The sequence below is a fragment of the Bacillus sp. BB51/4 genome (assembly GCF_008368845.1).
GTDB lineage: Bacteria > Bacillota > Bacilli > Bacillales > Bacillaceae_G > Bacillus_A > Bacillus_A wiedmannii.
In genome coordinates this window covers 248,728-269,543 of the sequence record NZ_QOSC01000006.1, presented here as the reverse complement: position 1 = coordinate 269,543, position 20,816 = coordinate 248,728, and the positions used below count along the sequence as shown (strand labels likewise).

22 protein-coding genes are annotated in these 20,816 nt (G+C 33.5%); 14 read left to right on the top strand and 8 right to left on the bottom strand.

What is annotated here, in order from left to right; genetic code table 11:
• The first annotated feature begins 51 nt into the window (after window positions 1-51).
• The 4 genes from DN392_RS07480 to DN392_RS07465 are packed head-to-tail and all read left to right on the top strand — an operon-like array spanning window position 52 to window position 6,280.
• Window positions 52-1,302, top strand: coding sequence for a hypothetical protein (locus DN392_RS07480; RefSeq protein WP_149237983.1), 1,251 nt, complete (start codon window positions 52-54; stop codon window positions 1,300-1,302).
• Window positions 1,299-2,960, top strand: a complete 1,662-nt coding sequence (locus tag DN392_RS07475) for a GTPase (RefSeq protein ID WP_149237982.1) — start codon at window positions 1,299-1,301, stop codon at window positions 2,958-2,960. The genes DN392_RS07480 and DN392_RS07475 overlap by 4 nt, the downstream gene beginning before the upstream one ends.
• A complete protein-coding gene (locus DN392_RS07470; RefSeq protein ID WP_149237981.1) occupies window positions 2,957-4,696 on the top strand; it encodes a GTPase in 1,740 nt (579 codons plus the stop codon). The genes DN392_RS07475 and DN392_RS07470 overlap by 4 nt, the downstream gene beginning before the upstream one ends.
• 3 nt (window positions 4,697-4,699) lie before the next feature.
• Entirely contained in the window at window positions 4,700-6,280 is a 1,581-nt protein-coding gene (locus tag DN392_RS07465) for a GTPase (RefSeq protein ID WP_255447884.1), read from the top strand.
• Window positions 6,281-6,525: 245 nt separating this feature from the next.
• On the opposite strand, the gene DN392_RS07460 is transcribed toward DN392_RS07465, so the two are convergent.
• A complete protein-coding gene (locus tag DN392_RS07460; protein ID WP_149237980.1) occupies window positions 6,526-7,311 on the bottom strand; it encodes a TrmB family transcriptional regulator in 786 nt (261 codons plus the stop codon).
• A 110-nt stretch (window positions 7,312-7,421) separates the two neighbouring features.
• Between DN392_RS07460 and DN392_RS07455 the strand changes: the two genes are divergently transcribed.
• Window positions 7,422-8,189 (top strand): TSUP family transporter, encoded by a 768-nt coding sequence (locus DN392_RS07455; protein WP_149237979.1) that lies wholly within the window; start codon window positions 7,422-7,424, stop codon window positions 8,187-8,189.
• A 199-nt stretch (window positions 8,190-8,388) separates the two neighbouring features.
• Here the strand turns inward: DN392_RS07455 and DN392_RS07450 are convergent, their stop codons facing one another.
• A complete protein-coding gene (locus DN392_RS07450) occupies window positions 8,389-9,276 on the bottom strand; it encodes a DMT family transporter (RefSeq protein ID WP_098058766.1) in 888 nt (295 codons plus the stop codon).
• Window positions 9,277-9,573: 297 nt separating this feature from the next.
• Here DN392_RS07450 and DN392_RS30290 point away from each other — a divergent pair, with 297 nt between their 5' ends.
• The gene (locus DN392_RS30290; protein WP_179955921.1) at window positions 9,574-9,729 is read left to right on the top strand and encodes a hypothetical protein; all 156 of its coding nucleotides are present in this window, start codon (window positions 9,574-9,576) and stop codon (window positions 9,727-9,729) included.
• A gap of 148 nt (window positions 9,730-9,877) precedes the next feature.
• Here the strand turns inward: DN392_RS30290 and DN392_RS07445 are convergent, their stop codons facing one another.
• From DN392_RS07445 to DN392_RS07430, 4 genes are all read right to left on the bottom strand, one after another.
• Window positions 9,878-10,405 carry a permease gene (locus DN392_RS07445; RefSeq protein WP_016089079.1) on the bottom strand — a complete coding sequence of 176 codons (528 nt, stop codon included), beginning with the start codon at window positions 10,403-10,405 and terminating at the stop codon, window positions 9,878-9,880.
• Window positions 10,402-10,884 carry a hypothetical protein gene (locus tag DN392_RS07440; protein ID WP_016133784.1) on the bottom strand — a complete coding sequence of 161 codons (483 nt, stop codon included), beginning with the start codon at window positions 10,882-10,884 and terminating at the stop codon, window positions 10,402-10,404. Before DN392_RS07440 ends, DN392_RS07445 begins: the two co-directional genes overlap by 4 nt.
• Window positions 10,877-11,218 (bottom strand): PadR family transcriptional regulator, encoded by a 342-nt coding sequence (locus DN392_RS07435; protein WP_000683187.1) that lies wholly within the window; start codon window positions 11,216-11,218, stop codon window positions 10,877-10,879. The genes DN392_RS07440 and DN392_RS07435 overlap by 8 nt, the downstream gene beginning before the upstream one ends.
• A gap of 221 nt (window positions 11,219-11,439) precedes the next feature.
• Window positions 11,440-11,565 carry a YjcZ family sporulation protein gene (locus tag DN392_RS07430; protein ID WP_000540377.1) on the bottom strand — a complete coding sequence of 42 codons (126 nt, stop codon included), beginning with the start codon at window positions 11,563-11,565 and terminating at the stop codon, window positions 11,440-11,442.
• Window positions 11,566-11,764: 199 nt separating this feature from the next.
• On the opposite strand from DN392_RS07430, the gene DN392_RS07425 reads away from it, so the two are divergent.
• From DN392_RS07425 to DN392_RS07415, 3 genes are all read left to right on the top strand, one after another.
• Window positions 11,765-12,010 carry a hypothetical protein gene (locus DN392_RS07425; protein WP_149237978.1) on the top strand — a complete coding sequence of 82 codons (246 nt, stop codon included), beginning with the start codon at window positions 11,765-11,767 and terminating at the stop codon, window positions 12,008-12,010.
• Between the two features lie 664 nt (window positions 12,011-12,674).
• The gene (locus tag DN392_RS07420; RefSeq protein ID WP_149237977.1) at window positions 12,675-13,259 is read left to right on the top strand and encodes a CGNR zinc finger domain-containing protein; all 585 of its coding nucleotides are present in this window, start codon (window positions 12,675-12,677) and stop codon (window positions 13,257-13,259) included.
• A gap of 118 nt (window positions 13,260-13,377) precedes the next feature.
• On the top strand, window positions 13,378-13,932 hold the full coding sequence (locus DN392_RS07415; protein ID WP_000368837.1) for an HPP family protein: 555 nt from the start codon (window positions 13,378-13,380) through the stop codon (window positions 13,930-13,932).
• 166 nt (window positions 13,933-14,098) lie between these two features.
• On the opposite strand, the gene DN392_RS07410 is transcribed toward DN392_RS07415, so the two are convergent.
• Both DN392_RS07410 and DN392_RS07405 read right to left on the bottom strand, forming a co-directional pair.
• The gene (locus DN392_RS07410; RefSeq protein WP_000505686.1) at window positions 14,099-14,209 is read right to left on the bottom strand and encodes a YjcZ family sporulation protein; all 111 of its coding nucleotides are present in this window, start codon (window positions 14,207-14,209) and stop codon (window positions 14,099-14,101) included.
• Window positions 14,210-14,362: 153 nt separating this feature from the next.
• Window positions 14,363-14,629: a YmzC family protein gene (locus tag DN392_RS07405; protein WP_000432378.1), complete on the bottom strand. Its 267-nt coding sequence runs from the start codon at window positions 14,627-14,629 to the stop codon at window positions 14,363-14,365.
• A 553-nt stretch (window positions 14,630-15,182) separates the two neighbouring features.
• Between DN392_RS07405 and licT the strand changes: the two genes are divergently transcribed.
• The 5 genes from licT to pssA all read left to right on the top strand — a co-directional run bounded on the left by licT (window position 15,183) and on the right by pssA (window position 20,801).
• A complete protein-coding gene (gene licT, locus DN392_RS07400) occupies window positions 15,183-16,031 on the top strand; it encodes a BglG family transcription antiterminator LicT (RefSeq protein WP_001219872.1) in 849 nt (282 codons plus the stop codon).
• 146 nt (window positions 16,032-16,177) lie between these two features.
• Window positions 16,178-18,070, top strand: a complete 1,893-nt coding sequence (locus DN392_RS07395; protein WP_000873087.1) for a beta-glucoside-specific PTS transporter subunit IIABC — start codon at window positions 16,178-16,180, stop codon at window positions 18,068-18,070.
• A gap of 95 nt (window positions 18,071-18,165) precedes the next feature.
• Entirely contained in the window at window positions 18,166-19,605 is a 1,440-nt protein-coding gene (locus DN392_RS07390; RefSeq protein ID WP_000049021.1) for a 6-phospho-beta-glucosidase, read from the top strand.
• 160 nt (window positions 19,606-19,765) lie between these two features.
• On the top strand, window positions 19,766-20,224 hold the full coding sequence (locus DN392_RS07385) for a MarR family winged helix-turn-helix transcriptional regulator (RefSeq protein ID WP_000198930.1): 459 nt from the start codon (window positions 19,766-19,768) through the stop codon (window positions 20,222-20,224).
• Window positions 20,217-20,801: a CDP-diacylglycerol--serine O-phosphatidyltransferase gene (gene pssA / locus DN392_RS07380; RefSeq protein WP_149237976.1), complete on the top strand. Its 585-nt coding sequence runs from the start codon at window positions 20,217-20,219 to the stop codon at window positions 20,799-20,801. Before DN392_RS07385 ends, pssA begins: the two co-directional genes overlap by 8 nt.
• Window positions 20,802-20,816 lie beyond the last annotated feature (15 nt).

The following is a 20,816-nucleotide window of genomic DNA, read 5'->3' as shown; positions in this document are numbered from 1 at the left end:
AAAATAGAATAAAATGGAACAGAGGTAAAATAGAGAGTGTGGGGATGAGAAATGAGTTCATTTGCTTATGAATTAGAAAAACTTTTGGATGAGATGGTAGATGCACATTTGACGGATCGCGAAATTATCCAAAATTACGGAAAAGATGAAGAAGCTATTGCTCGAGAAATGAAGAATTACCATGATAGCCTTATGGAGACTTGTAGGAATAATGATTTGCCCCTTAATAATAAAATGAATTTCATTTTAGCTCTTTGTAGTAAATTAGAATATAAAGAAGAGTTATTGTTAGTTCTGTTCAATTTTATTCAAAATGACGATTATATTTTTGAAATTAAGGATAATAAGATTCGGCCTAAAAGTAGAAGTAGTTGGGCAAATTATATTCAACTCAAAAATAGAATAGATGAATTTGAGGAGAAATGGAATTTTATCTGTAACGCTGAAAAAAGTTACGATACATTAAAAAAATTAGTATGCAAGAAGGAAAATAAATCTGGTGAACAAATATCAAATGTTGATAAGAAAACACTGGCCGATTTATATTATGAGAACGTCCAACAAGAGAAAATAATAGATGAAAATATAGAATATATACATTATTTCTGTACTCAAAACGATGAGAGAAAAAAGATATATCCGTATCTTATGTTTAGAATAATGATAAATTATAGAAAGAAAATATGTAAGAATTATTCCGAAGAAATGAAAAATCCTAATTTTATAAATCCTGAAAGTTTGTTTATATATCAAAATTATAATATTGAAGAAGATAATGGGAAAAATTTTAAACAACATAGCAAGTATATAAATTTATTCTTCAGACTTTGTGAAGAGTTTTCTCATGTTGCAGATGTTGAGCTGTGTAAATACCAATTTGAAAAACTGTTGAACTTGAATAGATGGGGAATTGAACAGAAGGAGGAACGAGTTTTTTCTCATAGTATTTACTCTTTAGTGAAAGGTAGAAGTGGTTTTTTATATTGGGGAGAAAATAATTTTGATGGTGACATAATCGATCATATAAGTGATGAAGAATTAACGGCGATACAAGTAGAATTAATTCTGTACTTTGATGAAAATGAATTCTTTGTAACTGAATATATGGAAAAAATGAAATTAGGAAGAAAATATGGCTTGAATTATATAGAAAATGTTGCAATTCATATAAGAAATATAATTGATGTAGATGAAAGTTTGGAAATAGAAGTATTAGAGTTTCTAATAGAATGTGAGTTGCGCGATAGAGTAGATGAAAAAGTTGAAACATATATAACGAGATTTATGGAGGAAGTGCGATGAATATTCAAGAATTGAAACAGATTGAAGAGATTTCAAAAAATCTAGGGTTACAAGAAATTCAATCAAATATTAATAAGGTTATAAACATAGTAGAAGAGAAAGGTGTAAAGCCAGTAATTATAAATACGGGATTGTTAAAAGCGGGAAAAAGTTCTTTATTTAATGCTTTATGTGATAAAGAGGAATTTAATAGTGGTGTTATTAGGACAACAACAGTTAATAAAAAGGTTGAACTGCCAGATTATGTTCTTGTTGATACACCTGGGTTAAATGCTAATGAAGAAGATACAAATGAAGCATTTGAAGGATACAAAAATGCAGATGTAATTATCTTTGTTCATAATATTGAGGATGGAGAATTAAGTCGAGTAGAATGTGACGCCATTCATGAAATTTCTAGTATATTTCAAGGTACAGAAGGGTTTTTAAATTCTTCTATTTTAGTTTTATCTCATGCTGATCAAGTTGAGGAGGCCACGATTAATAAAATAAAATCGGTGATACAGAATCAATGTGAAAAAATATTTGAAGGTCAATTTGCTCATATAATCTCTGTTAATTCAATTGGTTATTTAAGAGGGGTGTCTGAGGAGAAGCAATTATTAGTTAAGGCAAGCAATGTTTTATGCTTGAAAGAAATATTAATAAAAGAAGTAAATAAAGAAAAGAAGCAAACATATTTTAAACAATCTGTAAAAAAATCGTTAGAGAAAGTGATGGGAAAGGTCACGATAGAATTGCAAGGAGCTCAGGAGAGGAAAGTGGAGATAGATAGTATAGTGAATCAAATATATGCGATGGAAAAAGTGAAAAAAGAAATACTTGGAAAAGTAAAATATACCATCAACGGGTTGCAAGATGAAAAAGTAGTTAGAAGTAATTTTTTAACTCCTTATTTTTCATATGAAGACAGCTCGTATTGTGAAAATTATGATTCTAAATATAGAGCAAAAGAGGAAGCTCAAAAAGCGTGTGAAAAGGCAATAAAAAATGCAGCTTCTGCAGCAAGAGAAAGGGCTTTAGGATTGGTTGCGGACTATCAAAATTTTATTGCTCCTGACGGAAAAATAAACTCTGTAAAGATGGAGTTGTATAAAACATACAACGAATTAAAAGAAATATATTACAGTGTGATAAAAAATGCAGATAATATACCTGTACTTGAACTGAGTTTAAAAAAAGATGGAGAAATTGATAGATTAAAAAGTAGTGTTGAAGAGGCATATCGCCGGGCAAAAATAATACGACAGGATTTCTTCCATTCAGCAAAACATTATTTAACTAGTTATTCAAGTAATATGTGGATTGAAGAGAGTACGACATATAAAGAGGTTAGAGGGATTTTTGGAGGAACTAAATATAAAGATGTTAATTGTTATAATTGGGAAATTAAAGGCGCTATTGATGATGTGAGAAGTCATGCTAAAGAGATGGTAGAAGATGTGGAAATCTATGCTTATGATGAAGTGAATGAATTATATAAATGTTATATTGCTGATTTTATTAGTCAGTTTAATGATGTTTATCCATTTTTCAAAAAGCAAATTGATCATCAAATTGCTCAAATGAAAAAATGTGTTACTGATAGCGAAATGTTGGAAGAAAGAATAACATCTTTAAAAATAATAAACGAAGAATTTGAAGGTATGCATATATGAATTTAGAAATTGTAAATATAATCAATGAATTTCAAACAAATGTAGAATTGGCAGGAGAGAAATTAAACCAATTTTCAAAACGTATTCATCAAAAAGATCAAAACATACATACAATTATTCAAGACTTTCATCATTTTTTTAGTGATATAGAAATAAATGAGAAAAATAATGAATTTATTGGTCAGTTACATGAAGCACTACAGCAATACAAAGAGAGAAGTGAGACGTGGTTGCAAGTTGTTAAATCACATATCGATGGTCAAGAATTCATTAATCAATTCGAAAAGTCGGTGTTATTTGTTGTTTTCGGAAACGTCAATGTAGGAAAAAGTTCAATTGGAAATTTTATTGCTGGTAGTACAAAGGAAGTTTCGGATTACTACAAGCAAATACCACCATTTTTTGTATATGATTTTGCAGGTGGAGTTAATTCAAAAGAGCCTGTACAGCTACCGAATAATCGTTTTAAAGAAAATGCTACGGAAGAAACAACTACTATACAGTATTATACATTGAATGAAGGATTGACATGGGTAGATTCACCTGGAATTCATTCTATTAATGGAGAAAATGAAGATTTGGCAAAACGATATGTTGAATATGCTGATTTAGTATTATTTGTTATGTCATCATCATCTCCAGCTAAATATGATGAGTTCGTAGAAATGAGTAGATTGATGAATAAACAGAAGCCGATGCTTGTTGTAATTAATAAATCAGATGTATTAGAGTATGATGAAGTTGATGGAGAAATTGTTCAAGCACTAGTTGCGAAGACTAAAAAGGATAGGGAAGAACAGGAAGGATATGTTAAGGAGTTATTTGTAAAGAACCCATCAATAGATTATATGCAAGGTGTGGAAAGTATTAGTATTAGTACTCATCTGGCACGGAAAGCTTTAGTTGAGAATGATTTAGATTTGTTTATTGATAGTGGTATACCTGCATTTTATAAAAAACTCGGCAGTCTTGTGAAAGAAGAGGCTTTATTATTAAAGCAAAAAAGCCCGAGACAAAGAGTGAATAGTATAATAGAAGATATTATATATGGTGTGAAATCTGAAAGTAATAATATGGACGGAATTCAGCAAATGAAATCAGCATTTCAATCAATAAGTAATAATATTAGTCAAAAGATAGAAGAGGTAAATAATTTACAAAATAAATTGGTTAGAGAAGTTCATTTGAATTCTATTCGGGCTATTGATATGGAAATTTCAAAAATGAGTATGGCGTTACAAAGAGAGGAAAGTATTGAATCGCGTGGTGAAAATATAATTCAAGTAATTACGGATAACTTTAATGAAACGTTAAAAAAATCGGTATCCCAATTATTAAAAGATTTTACATATGAAAATATGAAAACATTAAATATAAATTTGAATGTCAATTTAGAAGCTAGATATGAAGAATATTCATATAAGGAATATTCGGTTAAAGAATATAATAGGGACCCAAAAGGAATAGTTGAACATATTGGTGCGTTTTTTGGAGCAGAATATAAAGATATAAAGATAGTTAACAATACAGTTGAAAGAAAAGTGGCAGTCGGTGATAATGCTAAGGAAGTTATTGATAGTATATTTTCTATATTAGAGAAGGAGCTACAACCAATTGTAACTAAAACTTTAAGTAATATATCAGAGAATTATTTTAAAAAAGAAAAAGAAATTGTAGCTAGCATAATAGAAAAATTAAATGAAGTAGAAATAAAATTAAAAAATGAAATGATGTAGGAAGTGAAAATTTTGAACACAAAAATTCGTGATTATAAAAGTGAACTGTTGTTGCAATTAAAGAAAACAATGGAGTTATATGAAAGGGCAGATGTTGAAATCTCTGTTGATGAGAGTTTTAATAAAATCGATACGTTATTGCAAAGAGTAGAGCCGAGTTTAATGTTTTATGGGGTCTATAACGCTGGGAAAAGCACATTGTTAAATGCCATATTTGGTGAAATGAAAGCAAGTGTTGCTGATGTTCCAGAAACACATCAAGTTTCGTACTATAAATGGGGGAATTTTCATTTAGTAGATACGCCTGGTGTGAATGGACCGATAGAAGATTTCTATATTTCTCAAGCAGAACTGAAAAAACACGATATCATTATGTTTGTTATTGATGATAGTGATACGTTTGATAGTAGTTTTGTAGCTGAACAATTAGTAGAAATTATGGCTCAGAATAAACCGTTAATTATTGTTTTAAATAATAAACAAAGTAGTGACAATGAAAGACTAGAAAAAATTAGAGTTAAATTATATCAAAATATTTTAAAAGCAGCACAAGTTAAGCATTTGACAGGAGATATTTCGGAAAGATATGAATTTATTGTAGTAAATGCAAATATGGCGTATAAGGGAAAAGTAGAGAATAAAACAAAATTATTACAGTTTAGCAAAATACAAAATCTTGAGATCCTTATAACTGAGCAATTAAAAAAAATTAGTGGTGTCAAATTATTATTAACACCACTAGAGTTATTGGTAGATGTAGTAAAAGAGATATCAAATGTATTAAATAATAATATGTTTGGAAGTGAAAAAAAACAATTTAAAGAATTGCTCGAAGATATAGAAGGGCAGAAAAATCTTTCTTTAAACGAGCTACAAACATTTATAAAATCGGAAAGAAATAGATATCAAGAGTTACTGTATAATCAAATTATTTCAGGAAATGATATTGAAGCAACTCAATTAGATCTCTCTAATCGTGTAAATGGATATATTAAAGATAAAGTAAATACATTTGCTCATGTATGTCATACAGAGTTTGATTCTTTTATTAAGACGGCAAAAATTAGAGTAACAGTAAATTTTGAATCTACAAATTCTAGTGGTATTGAAAGTTCAATTAATAAATCGATGATTACATCTAATGATAATAATGAAGGCACAATAGAGAAACTATTGAGTATAGTACCGATAGTGGAGACGTTACCGATGCCTCCTATAATTAAAATTGGATTACTTATTACAGGGATTGCTAAGCTATTTAAAAAAGATGATATGTCAAAAAATCTAGATAGGATACAGGCAGAAATAGAAGCAAATAATATTTTACAACGTGAAGCAATGAATAGAAGAATTAACGCAATGCAGGAGGTAAGAACACAATTAAATATTCAACTGCATAAATTTGAAGAAGAAGCATTGACAATAGCGAAAGAAAGTATATTGAAAATATATGAACAGGTTACTGAGGAAATAGGCAAAATGTTAGTTGATGCTGATGAGAAGTTTGAGGCAATGTCTCGAATAGGTAAAGAAATCAGTGAAATTGAAACGATGTTATTATCCATAAAAAATGAGATTAGTTAATTGAAGTGAAAGGAGGCTGTTATGCTTTACTAAGCATAGCAGCCTTTTATATTAAAAGCTTAAAACACCAGTATCGTTTAGATAAATACTGGTGTAGGGCGTGAAAAATTATTTTTCCTGGGGCATGTTCATCTATCTCAGTAAAATGCCTATTCCACATTCCCTTTAAAATCCACCTCAGCAATCAACATACTTACTAATATAAGTGTCGCACCTAAAATTCTTTGATTCTTTGAATATGTTTCTTATTTTTCCATAAAGAAAGATCTTCTCTCTGCAGTAATCCATTGCTGCAAATCATCTTGGCTACGTCGGACAAGTCGATTTACTAAAACATCATGCCATACATAATCCTCTAATAGGTATATATGAACGGGGTCATCTGTATAAAAAGCAATATTACGCTCTTCAAGTGATGGTCCATAAATCATCTCTTTAGAATCTATCGATAAAATAAACCAATGTTCTGTAGAACGGGTTTCTGTATAGGGTGTGATACGATGGGCTTCTAAATTTTTAATGGGATTTTCAACATGTAGGGTAATACCTTGTATTGTAACTTTATCAGCTACTTCAGATAGATCTTCTTTTAACGCTTCATACATCTCATCCCACATTGAAATGACAATACGTCGTTCTGCTTTTTTTATTAATGCCTGACAATAGCTAATGATTGTTTTATTGTCTTTTAAAGTAATCACTCGATTATCTGTTTTTTCCTCGGAAGTTTCTAGTTTTTTTAATGAATCACTGATTCCTTCATAAGTAGACTGCCATTCTGATTGAGCCTTCTGTAAAAAGACTTCAACCGGTAGAGGTGAATAGCGAGTGGTATCATTTATTTCTTCCTTCATGACAATTCCTTTTTCTACAAGGTTACCCAAAATCTCGTAAATTCGTGCTCTTGGGACACCTGAATCCTTACTCACTTGGTAGGCTGTGACAGGCCCCTGTTTAACAAGAGATACATAAGATTTAGCTTCATATTCATTAAAACCCATTTTTTTAAGCTGTTGCACTATGTAGTCCACTTTTTTCGTCCTCCGATGTTTTCTTTTATATTTCAACGTTACAATAACTGTTTACATTTAGCAAATTATTAGTTACTATTCTGATAGTGACTAAAAGGGAGGCTACTAATATGGATTTTTATTTAGACCCATCTGTATTAATGATTTTGATTGTTTTTGGATTTGTAGCTGCATTTATTGATTCAGTTGTAGGTGGTGGTGGATTAATCGCCTTACCAGCTTTATTATTTACAGGATTGAATCCAGCAAGTGCGGTAGCCACAAATAAGCTAGCATCAACAATGGGGAGTGCAACTAGTAATATTGTGTTTTATCGTTCTGGTAATCTTGATTTGAAATCGGCTTTAAAATTATTTCCAATCACTTTTATAGGCTCTATAGTAGGTGCATGGACTGTTCATTTAATGAACCCAGAAGTACTGAAGCCATTGATGCTGGTAATGCTTGGTGCAGTCGCTATTTATACGATATTCAAAAAGGATTGGGGTAGTATTTCTACTCATAAGAAATTATCTGGTCGACACGTCATTATTTTTACTTTTTTTGTTTTTACTATTGGTTTTTATGATGGATTTCTAGGTCCTGGCACAGGTTCATTTTTAATGTTTGCTCTTTTATTTATTGGGTATGATTTTTTAAAAGCAGCAGGTAATGCGAAGTTTCTTAATTTAGGAAGTAATGTTGGTGCATTGTTAATATTTATGTATGTAGGGCAAGTAAACTATGCGTATGGTTTTATAATGGGGATTGCTCAAATTGCTGGAGGGATTGTCGGCTCCAAATTTGCTATAAAAAAAGGAAGCGGGTATGTTCGTGCTCTTTTCATTACAGTAACTTGTTTATTGTTAGCGAAAAATCTGTATGACTTTATTCAGTAAGTAATCAAAGAACGTAGAAAAGGTCAAATATGTAAACTACATCAAGTATAAGAAGATACTAAGGAGAAATTCCTTTTAACATTTTTTCGATGCTACCTTGTTTGAAGATAGCATCGAGAAAGAAAATCTAAGTGAAGAGCATGAAAATAATATAAACTCATATTTTTCTAGGGTATGTTTATTGATCATAGTGAAATGTTTACTCTATATTCTTCTTATAATTAGGACTCAACAAACTCTTAAAATCCAACTCAGCAATCAACACACTTACTAATATAAGTGTCGCCCCTAAGTATCCTTTTCCAGTAAGTGTTTCACCCGTGAAAACGAAAGCAAAGCCTGCGGAAAAGACAGGTTCTAATGAAAAGATAAGTCCGGTATGTGTGGGCGTCGTGTATTGCTGGGCAATTACTTGCACGATGAATGCGACTGCGGTGCAAAATATGCTTAAAGCTAATATGATTAGCCATGAGTCGATCGTGCTAGGAAGTTTTGGTGTTTCTATAATGAATGAAAAAATAAGACTAAATAGGCCGACGAAACCGAGTTGTATGACTCCAAGTGCAATGGAATTTACATGTTTCGTTACGCTTCCAGTAATGATGACGTGGATCGCATAAAATAGGGCAGACAGTATGCAAAATATATCGCCGTTACCGATCTTGAATTCGCTCGTTAATGTTAATAAGCCAATTCCTATTATCGTTAAAATGATTCCTACTATAACTTTCTTTTCAGGAATGTGTTTTAAAAATATAGCTGATAATATCGGAATGAAAATGACTGTGAGACATAGTAAGAAACCAGCATTAGAAACACTCGTATACTTTGTGCCGAAAGTCGCGAAAATGTAAACAATAAATAAAACAGAGGCTAGTATAAATGCATATTTTACAGTTTTAAAATCAACTTTGAATAAATGTTTGTAAAATATTAAACCTGATAAAAGAAAGGCAATAATAAATCGTAATGCGATTAAATTATATTCTTCTATGCCATCAAGTCCAAGCTTTGTAAGTAGGATGGATGCACCCCAAAAGAATGTAACTAGTAGTAGTCCTAAATCCGCTTTTAATTGTAGTTTCATTTCTATTCCCTCGTTATGTATAAAATTTATAATCCCATACCCCTATCCCCATTTTTATTTTAATATTAATTCTGAATATTTGAAATAGAAATTTATCGACGGTTTTTTTCATAACAATTGGGAAGTAATAGCATGTATATAAAAAGCCCAGTTTAGAAGGGCTTTTTACTATGTAAAATTTCATTTGTTTTGTTTACATAATATCTTTACAATTATTTGATAAAATAAAGTCAACTGCGTATTGTGAGGGTGGGTGGTTATCCCTTCTTTCTATTTGGAAGGAAAGGAGGTGATAATATGGACTTTTTGTTTGACCTTGTAAAAGAGTTTGTCAAAGCGACTGTGCGCGAAGTTTCAGCGTATTTTTTGCGGAAGCAACTTCTAGATAAGGACAACAAAAAACCCACTCTGCGCCGTAGGAAGCAGAAGGGTGGGTTTCGTAAAAAGAAATAACTTATAATAACTACCACCCTATACGGTAGCAGTTAGGGAAGAGATGTTAGCGCATCTCTTCTTTTATTATATGCTATTTTATTTGATGTCATACTTATATAGTATTCTACCGAAAATATATCATATTCCTATTTTATGGTCAATTTGATTACATTTCCTCCGTAACATCATACCGAAGCAACTGTCCCTGATCATAAAACCTTTCGAAAATAAGTCCCATTACATAGAAAAATACGAGACCGAAACCAACATGAATAAGTGTAAAAGTAGCGCCAAATGAAGAAAATTCATATACGAGAATTGGCAATTTTGCAGTTGTCCAAACGCCTAAGAAAAATACGATGTACCGAATGCTTGCGCCTTTTTTTAATAGTAGTGCTGCCATTGGGAAGGCAACGTAGAGAGGTCCAGCTGCAATTCCGCCTAATAATAAAGAGAATAAGATTCCATATATGCCGGACTTTTCTCCCATATATTTCATGAGCGTTTCTTTCTTCACCCATTGATCAAGTAATCCTACAAATACTAGGACAGGGGGGAGTAGAAACAACATATCTAAAATGCTATTCCCCGTTAATTGTAATGCGCTCCATCCTAAAGATTGATTTATAAAAGTTAAGACAAAGAGCCCCAGTAATAAAATGAAAAAGAAGCGATATTTTTTTAGTTCCTTCATACCATCACCACCCAAATGATATAGGAGAATAGGAGTGACATGAGTAATGCAGATGCATTACGTGCGTAAGCAAAACTTCGTCCGAATATTTTTTGTTCCATCGGCAATGTTGTAATTCCTACTGACATAAATGTAGACATGAGTGCCGCAACTTGAGGTAGACCTGCGCCGTGTTGTAATAGCGTATTACCAAGTGGGAACACGACGAAGCTTGGAATAAGTGCAACGGAGCCGAGTATCGCTGAATAAACAATACCTAACAATCCAGACTGTTCTCCAAGGATGGAAGAGATGAAAGACGGTGTTAATATAGAAAGCGATAAGCCGACGAAAAGCATAATAGATAGCATGGCGGGTAGAAGATTGCGGAACATTTTCCATGATTTCATTAGAGCATCTTTCGTTTTTGTGCGGTCCTTCATAAAAGAAAGCCCCGTAAGAATAATGGCTAAAGTGTAAAGTATCACGCCGTTAATCATGATCAGATTCCTTTAAGTCTTTATATTTATCTAAGAAAAAGGATAAGTTCTTCATTTTTTCTTCAATATCCATTTGGAAGTCTGCCAATTGTTCCTTTCCAGCAGGTGTAATTTTGTACATCTTTCTCGGTTTGTCTTGATGATCTGTACTTACGTAAGATTCAATTGCACCTTCGTTTTCTAATTTTTTTAGTGTGCGATATAAAATGGCACTATCGATTGGATTGACTGGAAGTTCTTCTTCGCACTTTTGCAATAATTGCCCACCATAGTTATCCCCCTCAGCTAAAAATAACAAAAGAAATGCACCTGTATGTCTTCCTGTATGTTTCATGAATAGACCTCCTAGAATGAATTAGGATTTATACTGTTAATGACAGTATACTGTTGTTAACAGTATATGGTGCATGAAGTGTTATGTCAATTTTAAAATGTGCGATTTTTGAGGGGGAAGATAACAAGAACAGTGTGTTCTTTAGCGCGGGTAAACTACGGATGGGGAGGGGGTGTACATCCAAACACACAAAAAAAAGACACTCTCAAGAGTGCCTCCCCTTAGCAGCCGAATCCGCCGCCCCAACAACTAGCTCCAACGATGATTAATAAAATAAAGAGTACAACAAGTAAAGCAAATCCGCCGCCGAAACCACAGCCTCCACCACAACTACCGCCATAGCCCATATTAACTCCTCCTTCCATAAAGACCATTAATTAATGGATTTAATTTACTTTATGTTTTTACGGATAAACTTGAGCAGGTCCTTTTGAAAAATAAAAGATACTTGGGATTTTATAAGAGTTGACAACCTTATTTTGTCACCGGTATTGGGTCGTTTACATATTGTATTTTATTCTGTGTATTGGGGGAAGGAGGATCTGTATGGCTAATTCTGAAATGATTTTACGCTTACTTACGGATTTAAAGATTGAACAGCAAGCTTTAAAAGAGCAGTTGGAAAAAATACAAACAGCTGTGACTATTCTTGAAGAAAAATCAGCGATTGTGGAAGAGAAACCAACGACTATTGAAGAAAAACCAGCTGTTGCTGCTGCAAAGCAAAGAGCTCATTCTGGACACCCAACATCTTTTCGTGCTTGGAGAGCATCTGCTCAAAAGAATTCATAAAAATATAAGAAAAGAAGACATCGATTACGATGTCTTCTTTTGCTTGTACAATCCAAATGCGATAAGAAGGTATATATCCATATTGCTTTAAAAATAAGAAGAAAATAACGATTGTCGACTCCTGTTTTAGTATAGCATGTAATAATAAATAATCTTATGCAATTCTGCATATATGTAGATTGTATGATGTTAATCTTATATATTTTAGTTGTCTGTTATTTGTTTTAATTCATTTACTTATATTATTTTTTGAGCGCCCCATTGGTGGGGCCTTTTTTTATAATTGTTTTAAAGTGGAAACCCCTGAAGCATAATGAGGGGTTTCATAACTAGGTAAATGATTATTGGTGCTTAATGAGATGAGGTTCAGGATATTGCGTCTGAATTTCTTCTAAATGGATTACTATTTAATTTTAAACCGTTCCCCATAAATGATAAACCATGCCGAAAACAAAAAAAGCTAGTCCTACAAACAAAACGATTAAAGCAAGCATTCCATTTTTATTATGTTCCATACATTCAGCTCCTTTTTAGTTATATACAAAAAATCCTTTAGTCGTAATTATGGCTAAAGGTTTTGATCTTCATACTTTATAGTTTATAAAAAAGTTGTACTTCTGTATTAATTTGGAATATGATTGTTTAAAGAGTAGGTGATGAGTACATGCAGGAAACAAAACAATTCCCGCTTATATCTGGAAATCTCTCATTAGATTTAGTAAATACAGAGCTAGTTAGGCGTGGACAACGTTATGATTTATTAATAACGGATGAAGATGTATTAGAATGGCTATATGTAATAAAGGTTAATCTGCCTTTTTGGAATGAAAAAACACTTATAGGGATTCAAGAGCGCATGAATCAAGTTACATCTAGCATATTAGAGGTAAGAGAAATACTGAGAAAACAGTTTGAGGCAATTGCTGATCAGCACGAAATTTCAAATGATTTTATTACGTATTTAGAAAAACAAATTGAGAAAGCACCATTTACATATAAAGTCATTGCACAGCGTCTAGTGCCTATCCCAGTTGGAGAAATTGAGGATGTACTTGTATCGTTAATTGCATTTGATGCTTTAACGTTAATAGCAGAAAATGAGCTTATTTCTCTTAAAGGGTGTTCAAACCCTGACTGTGTTTTATTATTTATAGATAAAAGTGGAAAGCGAAAATGGTGTTCTATGAAAATATGTGGGAACCGGAAAAAGGTAGCAAAATTCCAGGATCGAAAATCTGGAGAAGTTTAGGGAATCAACTTATAACAGTTGATTCTTTTTTTCTGTATTTTTAAACTAACCCCTAAAGTGTGAATTGACTGGTTATTTTGTTCGGGATATAATTATTGATAAATAAGGGAGGCGAATGATGGATAATATAACAGCAGCTAAGCAGAAAGAGGCTCAACCAATAAGTGTAAGGTATTTTGCAAAAATGAAAGGGAAAGGAAGAAGTCCATTACAAGTAAATATAAAGGACTCTTTAACGGGATTATTGGGGGGATTTTTAACGATTCTCACCTTAACATATTTAACGAGTATAACTTCTACAGAATTGCTAATGGCTCCATTTGGAGCGAGTTGTGTATTAGCGTTTGGAGTTTGGAATGCACCGCTATCTCAGCCACGTAATATTATTGGAGGACATTTGATTTCAACTTTCATTGGTCTATCAATATATCATTTGTTTGGGAATGAATATTGGACAATTGCTTTAGCAGTTGGTATGTCGATTGCTATTATGATGTTAACAAGAACAACACACCCTCCGGCAGGGGCCGATCCAATTATCGTTATTTTAGGAGCATATAGTTGGAGTTATTTAGTAACGCCAGTTTTAGTTGGTTCTCTTATTATTGTAGTTATTGCTTTATTTATTAATAATATGAGTAGTAAAAGGAGCTATCCAACTTTTTGGGTATAGTTTGTAAAGTGAAAAACAATATAAATAATTATATTGTTTTTACTATGTTTCATTTTTTATATAGAAAAAGCCTTTAGTCGTAATTACGACCAAAGGCTTTCATTCTCATGCTTTTTAGTTTACAAAGAAAAGACACCCATATAAGAGTGTCTTTTCCAATAGTTTTTTAGCAGAAGCAAGAAGCTCCAACGATGATTAATAAAATAAACAATACAACTAATAGTGCAAATCCTCCAGAAAAACCGCAGCTTCCACCGCAACTACCACCAAATCCCATAATAGTTCCTCCTTTAATAAGAGGGGAAAACAAAGGGTCACTCATGTTTTTTAACGGATTCCATTTACTTTATGTTTTGAAGTATAAACATGAGCAGGTCCTTTTGAAAATAAAAAAGACACCTTGAGTTGCCTTTTGTACAATGTAATTTCATTAATATTCGTTAGCATAAAACTCTTTTATTAGCTTTATTTCATTTGTATCTGGGTTAAATTTAAATATTTTAATTTGATTAGATTCGTCTTTATAGGCAAATGTATTATCGCCAACTGGGGTCATATTGCTGGTGTTTACGATAGGGTCACTACCATGGTCAGTAATTTCTACAGGTTTCTCACGATCCCAAAATGCAATGACAATGATCAAGATGATAAGGCATATACGGATGTTACGTAGTTCTCTCGATACAGTATTCTCCATTCGATATTCTCCTTTGTTGTTTAATAGATTTTGTTAATAAAAGAGATAATTCTTATGAAAATAAATAAAAAAGACACTGTAAAGTGTCTTTTTTATTTGAGTTATGCGCATTGCTTAATAAGACGCTAGTTCCTCAGTATGAATATGAGTAACTATGTAGGGTAGTTTTATTATAACATTTTAACCATTACTGGGTCTATATGGAATTTTATTAATGGTTATGTTTGATTATTCAGGATGATAAACATGGTGAAATATGTAAGTTATCTACGGTAATTGTAAAATATAATTGTGTACATAACTTGTAATGGATGTAAGCAACAGCTGATCGATTGTTAGTATTTTTCTTTGTAAAAAAATATTCAATAATTTATCATTGCAACCGCTTACTCTTTGTGTATAATAAAGGTAAGTTAATAAGTAAAAGGATTGTTACTGTTCGGCAGGCAAAACCTAAATTGATCTAGAGGCTACGGGTGTAGTGTGGCTTTTGGAATCAGTTTAGGTTTTTTTTATACCTTTTGTGACTTTAAGAAGAAGAAGGCGGAACAATATGAGAATCCATAAAATCTTAAATAACAATGTTGTTTGTACGATGAAGGATACTGAGACAGAAGTTGTACTGATGGGCAGAGGTTTGGGATTTCAGAAAAAAGTAGGCGATACGATTGATGAATCTAAGGTAGAAAAGACCTTTGTGCTAGAAACAAAAGAATTATCAGAGAAACTTGCTAGGTTGCTAACTGAAATTCCTGTAGAAAGTTTAGAGATTACAGAGAGAATTATTCAGTTTGCTAAGACTGTTTTGCCGGGGAGTTTAAGTGATTATATTTATCTTACATTAACGGATCACTTAAGTTTCGCCTTAACTCGGCATAAAGAAGGAATGGATCTTAAAAATACTTTGCTTTGGGAGATTAAGAGGTTCTATCAGAAAGAGTTTGAAATTGGTCTACAAGCTTTGAACATAATTGAAGAAGAGACTGGGCTTAGACTTTCTGAAGATGAAGCAGGGTCAATTGCACTACATTTCGTTAATGCGCAGCAAGGAGAGCCGGCGATGCAACAAACGGTAGCGATGACGAAAATCGTCCAAGATATTTTAAATGTTGTAAAGTATCACTATAAGATGAACTTAGATGAAAGTTCATTTAATTATAGTCGGTTTGTAACGCATTTACGGTATTTTGCTCAGCGCTTAATGCAGAAGGAATTGAACTCGGCCGATGATGATTTTTTATACGAGCAAGTGAAAAGTAAGTATGAAGAGGCGTATTGTTGTACAGAAAAAATTGAAGCGTATTTACGGAAAGTACATAATAGTCATCTTTCAAAAGATGAAAAAGTGTACGTAACGTTGCACATTCATCGTGTAACGAAACGCAATGAATTATGTAATTGAATAAACGGGATTGTTACTGTTTGGCAGGCAAAACCTAAATTGACTTGTAATGGAGTGATTCGTATGTATCACGTCGTTATGGTTAGTTTAGGTTTTTTCTTTTATAAAAATAATAAATGGGATGATTGTAAGGAGGGGGAACGATTATGAAGTATGAACAGTTGGCAAAAGACATATTGAAACATGTTGGAGGAAGAGAAAACATAAATAGCGTTGTACATTGTATAACTCGCTTACGATTTCAGTTAAAAGATGAGGGGAAAGCAAATACGGAAGTACTGAAAGGTATGGAAGATATTGTGACGGTTATGAAAAGCGGCGGGCAATATCAAGTTGTAATTGGTAACCATGTATCCGACGTTTATAAAGCGGTTATTGTTGCCGGAGGATTTCAAGAGACAGAGGAAGAAGACGCGAGTGATAAGAAAAAGAGTAGTCTTATAGATATTCTTTCTAGCATTTTCACTCCTATTTTAGGAGTGTTAGCTGCAACTGGGATGATTAAAGGATTTAATGCATTATTTGTAGCGTTAGGCTGGTTAAGTACACAGTCAGGAACGTATCAAATATTAAATGCGGTAGGCGATTCGTTATTTTACTTCTTCCCGATCTTCTTAGGATATACAGCAAGTAAAAAATTCGGGGGATCACCATTCATCGGTATGGCAATTGGGGGAGCGTTAGTCTATCCGGCTTTATCCGGTTTAAAAGCAAGTGAGCCATTATATACGTTATTTGCAGGAACGATGTTTGAATCACCAATTCATATTACGTTTTTAGGCATACCAGTTATTTTAATGAACTATGCATCATCTGTTATTCCGATTATTCTCGCTGCTTATTTTGGAGCGAGAGTAGAACAGTCTTTAAAGCAAGTGATTCCGGATGTTGTGAAAACATTTGTACTACCATTCTTAACGTTACTAATCGTTGTACCAGTTACATTTCTCGTTATTGGCCCAATTGCGACGTGGGCAGGGCAGTTTTTAGGACAGGCAACGCTTTGGGTGTATCATGCAAGCCCATTAGTAGCGGGTGCTTTACTCGGTGCTTTCTGGCAAGTACTTGTCATATTTGGCCTTCATTGGGGCGTCGTTCCGATTGGCTATAACAATTTAGCAGTAAACGGTGTGGATCCGATACTAGCGCTTATATTTGCTGCTTCATTTGCTCAAATTGGTGCGGTGCTTGGTGTTTGGATGAAAACGAAAGACAAGAAATTAAAAACACTTAGTATTCCAGCTTTTATTTCAGGTATTTTCGGTGTTACAGAGCCAGCGATTTATGGTATTACACTTCCGCTTAAAAAGCCGTTTATTATGAGCTGTATTGCTGGAGGAGTTGGCGGCGCAATACTTGGCGTATTTGGTACACAAGCTTATATGACAGGCGGACTTGGTATATTTACGCTTCCGACATTTATTAGTCCAAAAGATGGGATTACAGCTGGATTTTGGGGCGCAATTGTTTCGATGGTTGTTTCTTTAGTAGTAGGTTTTATTCTAACTTACTTATTTGGTTTTACGAAAAAGAAAACATCTACAGAAACAGAGGAAACAAGTAATAAAATCGCTGCATCAAACGATGATGAAATAATTTTTAGTCCTTTCCATGGCGCCGTTATGTCGCTTCAAAATATTGACGATGCTGCATTTGCATCAGGTGCGTTAGGTGAAGGAGTTGCGATTGAGCCTTCAGAAGGAAAGTTGTTTTCACCAGTTTCAGGTACGATTTCTGCGCTATTCCCGACGAATCATGCGATAGGAATTACGGCGGATTCAGGTGCTGAAATATTAATCCATATTGGAATGGATACTGTGAAATTAAATGGCGAATTTTTCTCTTCTCATATTGAACAAGGAGTGAGAGTAGAAAAAGGGCAATTACTTATTGAGTTTAATATAGCTGAAATTCAAAAGGCGGGTTACATTGTGACAACACCAGTTGTTGTTACAAATTATGATAAATATAGCATCAAAAAAACGGAGATAGAAAAGATTCAAGCAGGAGATTCTTTACTAAAGTTAGGAGTTAAATAGTAGTTACATTTCATACAGGTTCAAACGAAGAAAGGTATTCTTTAAAACTTACAATGCCTTTCCTCGTTCATTCTTATATAAAGGAGTTTTTCTATATGTCTAAAGTTAATTTTCCAAAAGGTTTTTTATGGGGTGGAGCAACTGCAGCCAATCAAGTTGAAGGCGCATATGTAGAAGACGGAAAAGGATTAACGACGGTGGATCTATTACCAACTGGTGAAAATCGTTGGGATATTATGAAAGGAAATATTCATTCCTTTACACCGGTAGAAGGAGAGTTTTACCCGTCACATGAAGCAATTGATTTTTATCATCGTTATAAAGAAGATATTGCACTGTTTGCAGAAATGGGATTTAAAGCGTTACGTGTATCGATTGCTTGGACGCGTATTTTCCCAAGTGGTGAAGATGAAAAGCCAAATGAAGCAGGATTACAGTTTTATGATAATTTGTTTGATGAACTGTTAAAGCACGGTATTGAACCAGTCGTTACGATGGCTCACTTCGATGTGCCTGTGCATTTAGTAGAAAAGTATGGAAGCTGGAGAAGTAGAAAGCTTGTAAACTTCTTCGAGACGTACGCAAAAACAATTTTTAATAGATATAAAGAGAAAGTGAAATATTGGATGACGTTTAATGAAATTAATATGCTTTTACATTTACCTTTCATGGGAGCAGGTCTAGCATTTAAAGAAGGTGATAATAAAAAACAAATTCAGTATCAAGCAGCGCATCACCAACTTGTCGCAAGTGCGTTAGCTGTAAAAGCATGTCATGAAATCATTCCAGATGCAAAAATCGGTTGTATGCTTGCGGCAGGTGCAACGTATCCGTACACATGTAATCCAGACGACGTACTTCGTGCGATGGAACAAGACCGTGAATCATTTTTCTTCATTGATGTACAAGCAAGAGGAGCATATCCTGGATACGCAAAACGCTTCTTTACAGATAATAATGTAACAATTGAAATGGAAAAAGAAGACGAGGAAATTTTAAAAGAGCATACAGTTGATTATATTGGTTTTAGCTACTATTCAAGCCGAGCAACAAGTACAGATCCAGAAGTATTAAAAAGTATAACGAGCGGAAATGTATTCGGTTCAGTTGAAAATCCATATCTTGAAAAATCAGAGTGGGGATGGACGATTGATCCGAAAGGCTTCCGTATTACAGCGAACCAACTTTATGATCGTTACCAAAAACCTTTATTTGTCGTTGAAAATGGCCTTGGTGCAATCGATCAGTTAAATGGTGAAGACGAAGTGAATGATGCATACCGTATTGATTACCTTGAGAAGCATATGATTGAAATGTCAGAAGCCATCCAAGATGGAGTAGATATTATCGGTTATACAAGCTGGGGTCCAATTGACCTTGTAAGTGCTTCTACTGGTGAAATGAAGAAACGTTACGGATATATATACGTTGATAAAGATAATGAAGGAAAAGGTTCATTAAAAAGATCGAAGAAGAAAAGTTTTGATTGGTATAAGGAAGTAATTAAGACGAATGGTGAGAGTTTGGAGTCTTAAGTATGAAAAGGAGACATCTTAATGGATGTCTTCTTTTTTTTATTGTGAATAAAGCATGGAAATCGATTTCCCTTTACACAAACATAACGGTATAATATAGTTAAGTTAAGTGAACTTAACTATTGAATGAAACAAAATAACAGCATGGAGGAAGAGTGCTATGACTAGAACGTATAAAGAAATAATTAATGAAATGAACCGAGCTTATAATGAATTCTACATTTTACTATTTCAGGAGTTGAAAGATGAGTACGGTCTTACAGGACAGCAAGAGAGTATGTTATTTCATATTCATTTAAATGAAAACACGACAGCGAATCACATTGCGACTACTTTTAATATATCGAAAAGCGCTGTGAGCCAAGTTTTATCGAAATTGGAAAAGCAGAAGATGATTTCAAAACAAGTAAATCCTAATAATAAAAGGGAGTATTTCCTTACACTTGGTCCAAACGGTAGTAAGTATATGGAGCAGTTGTCTGAGTTAGATGATGTATTAATTGAGAAATACTTTTCAAAAATCGATATCGGTGCTTTAGAGCAAATGACGGATACGTTAACGAAAATAAATAAAGTGATATTGGAAGAAAAACAGAAGGATCTTGATTGTAATGAGTAAGAACTTAGATGAGGTAATGAGTAGAAAGGAGGAGAAGCGTGTGATGAGTTACATACCAAATATGATGACGATAGCAAACTTTGTGTGTGGGCTTTTGGCTATTCACGCTGTTTTCGTTCACGATATGTATGGTGCAGTTATGTTCATTATTACAGGTATGGTATTTGGTCTGTTTGATGGTATGGTTGCTCGGAAACTAGATTCTGTTTCGGAAATGGGCGGAGAACTAGATTCATTTGCGGATTTAGTGACCTTTGGTGTGGCACCGTCTATTCTTGCATATAGTGCCTCGTTAAAAGATTTGCAGTCTATCGGGATGCTATGTGCGCTTGTTTATAGTGTTTGCGGAATGCTGCGGCTTGCTAGATTTAATACACAACAAAGCAAACTCCCGACGTTTATCGGAATGCCCATTCCATTTGCGGCAATGTGTCTTCTTATTTTATGCCTCCTAAATAACCCAGTTTCCGTGGCATTTGGCACATGCGTACTCGCTTATTTAATGGTGAGCAAAATCAAATTCCCCCATTTTAAAAAGGATATATCGGAAAGCTTGAAGTCCGAAAGATGGGATTAATAGGAAAGATAAGGA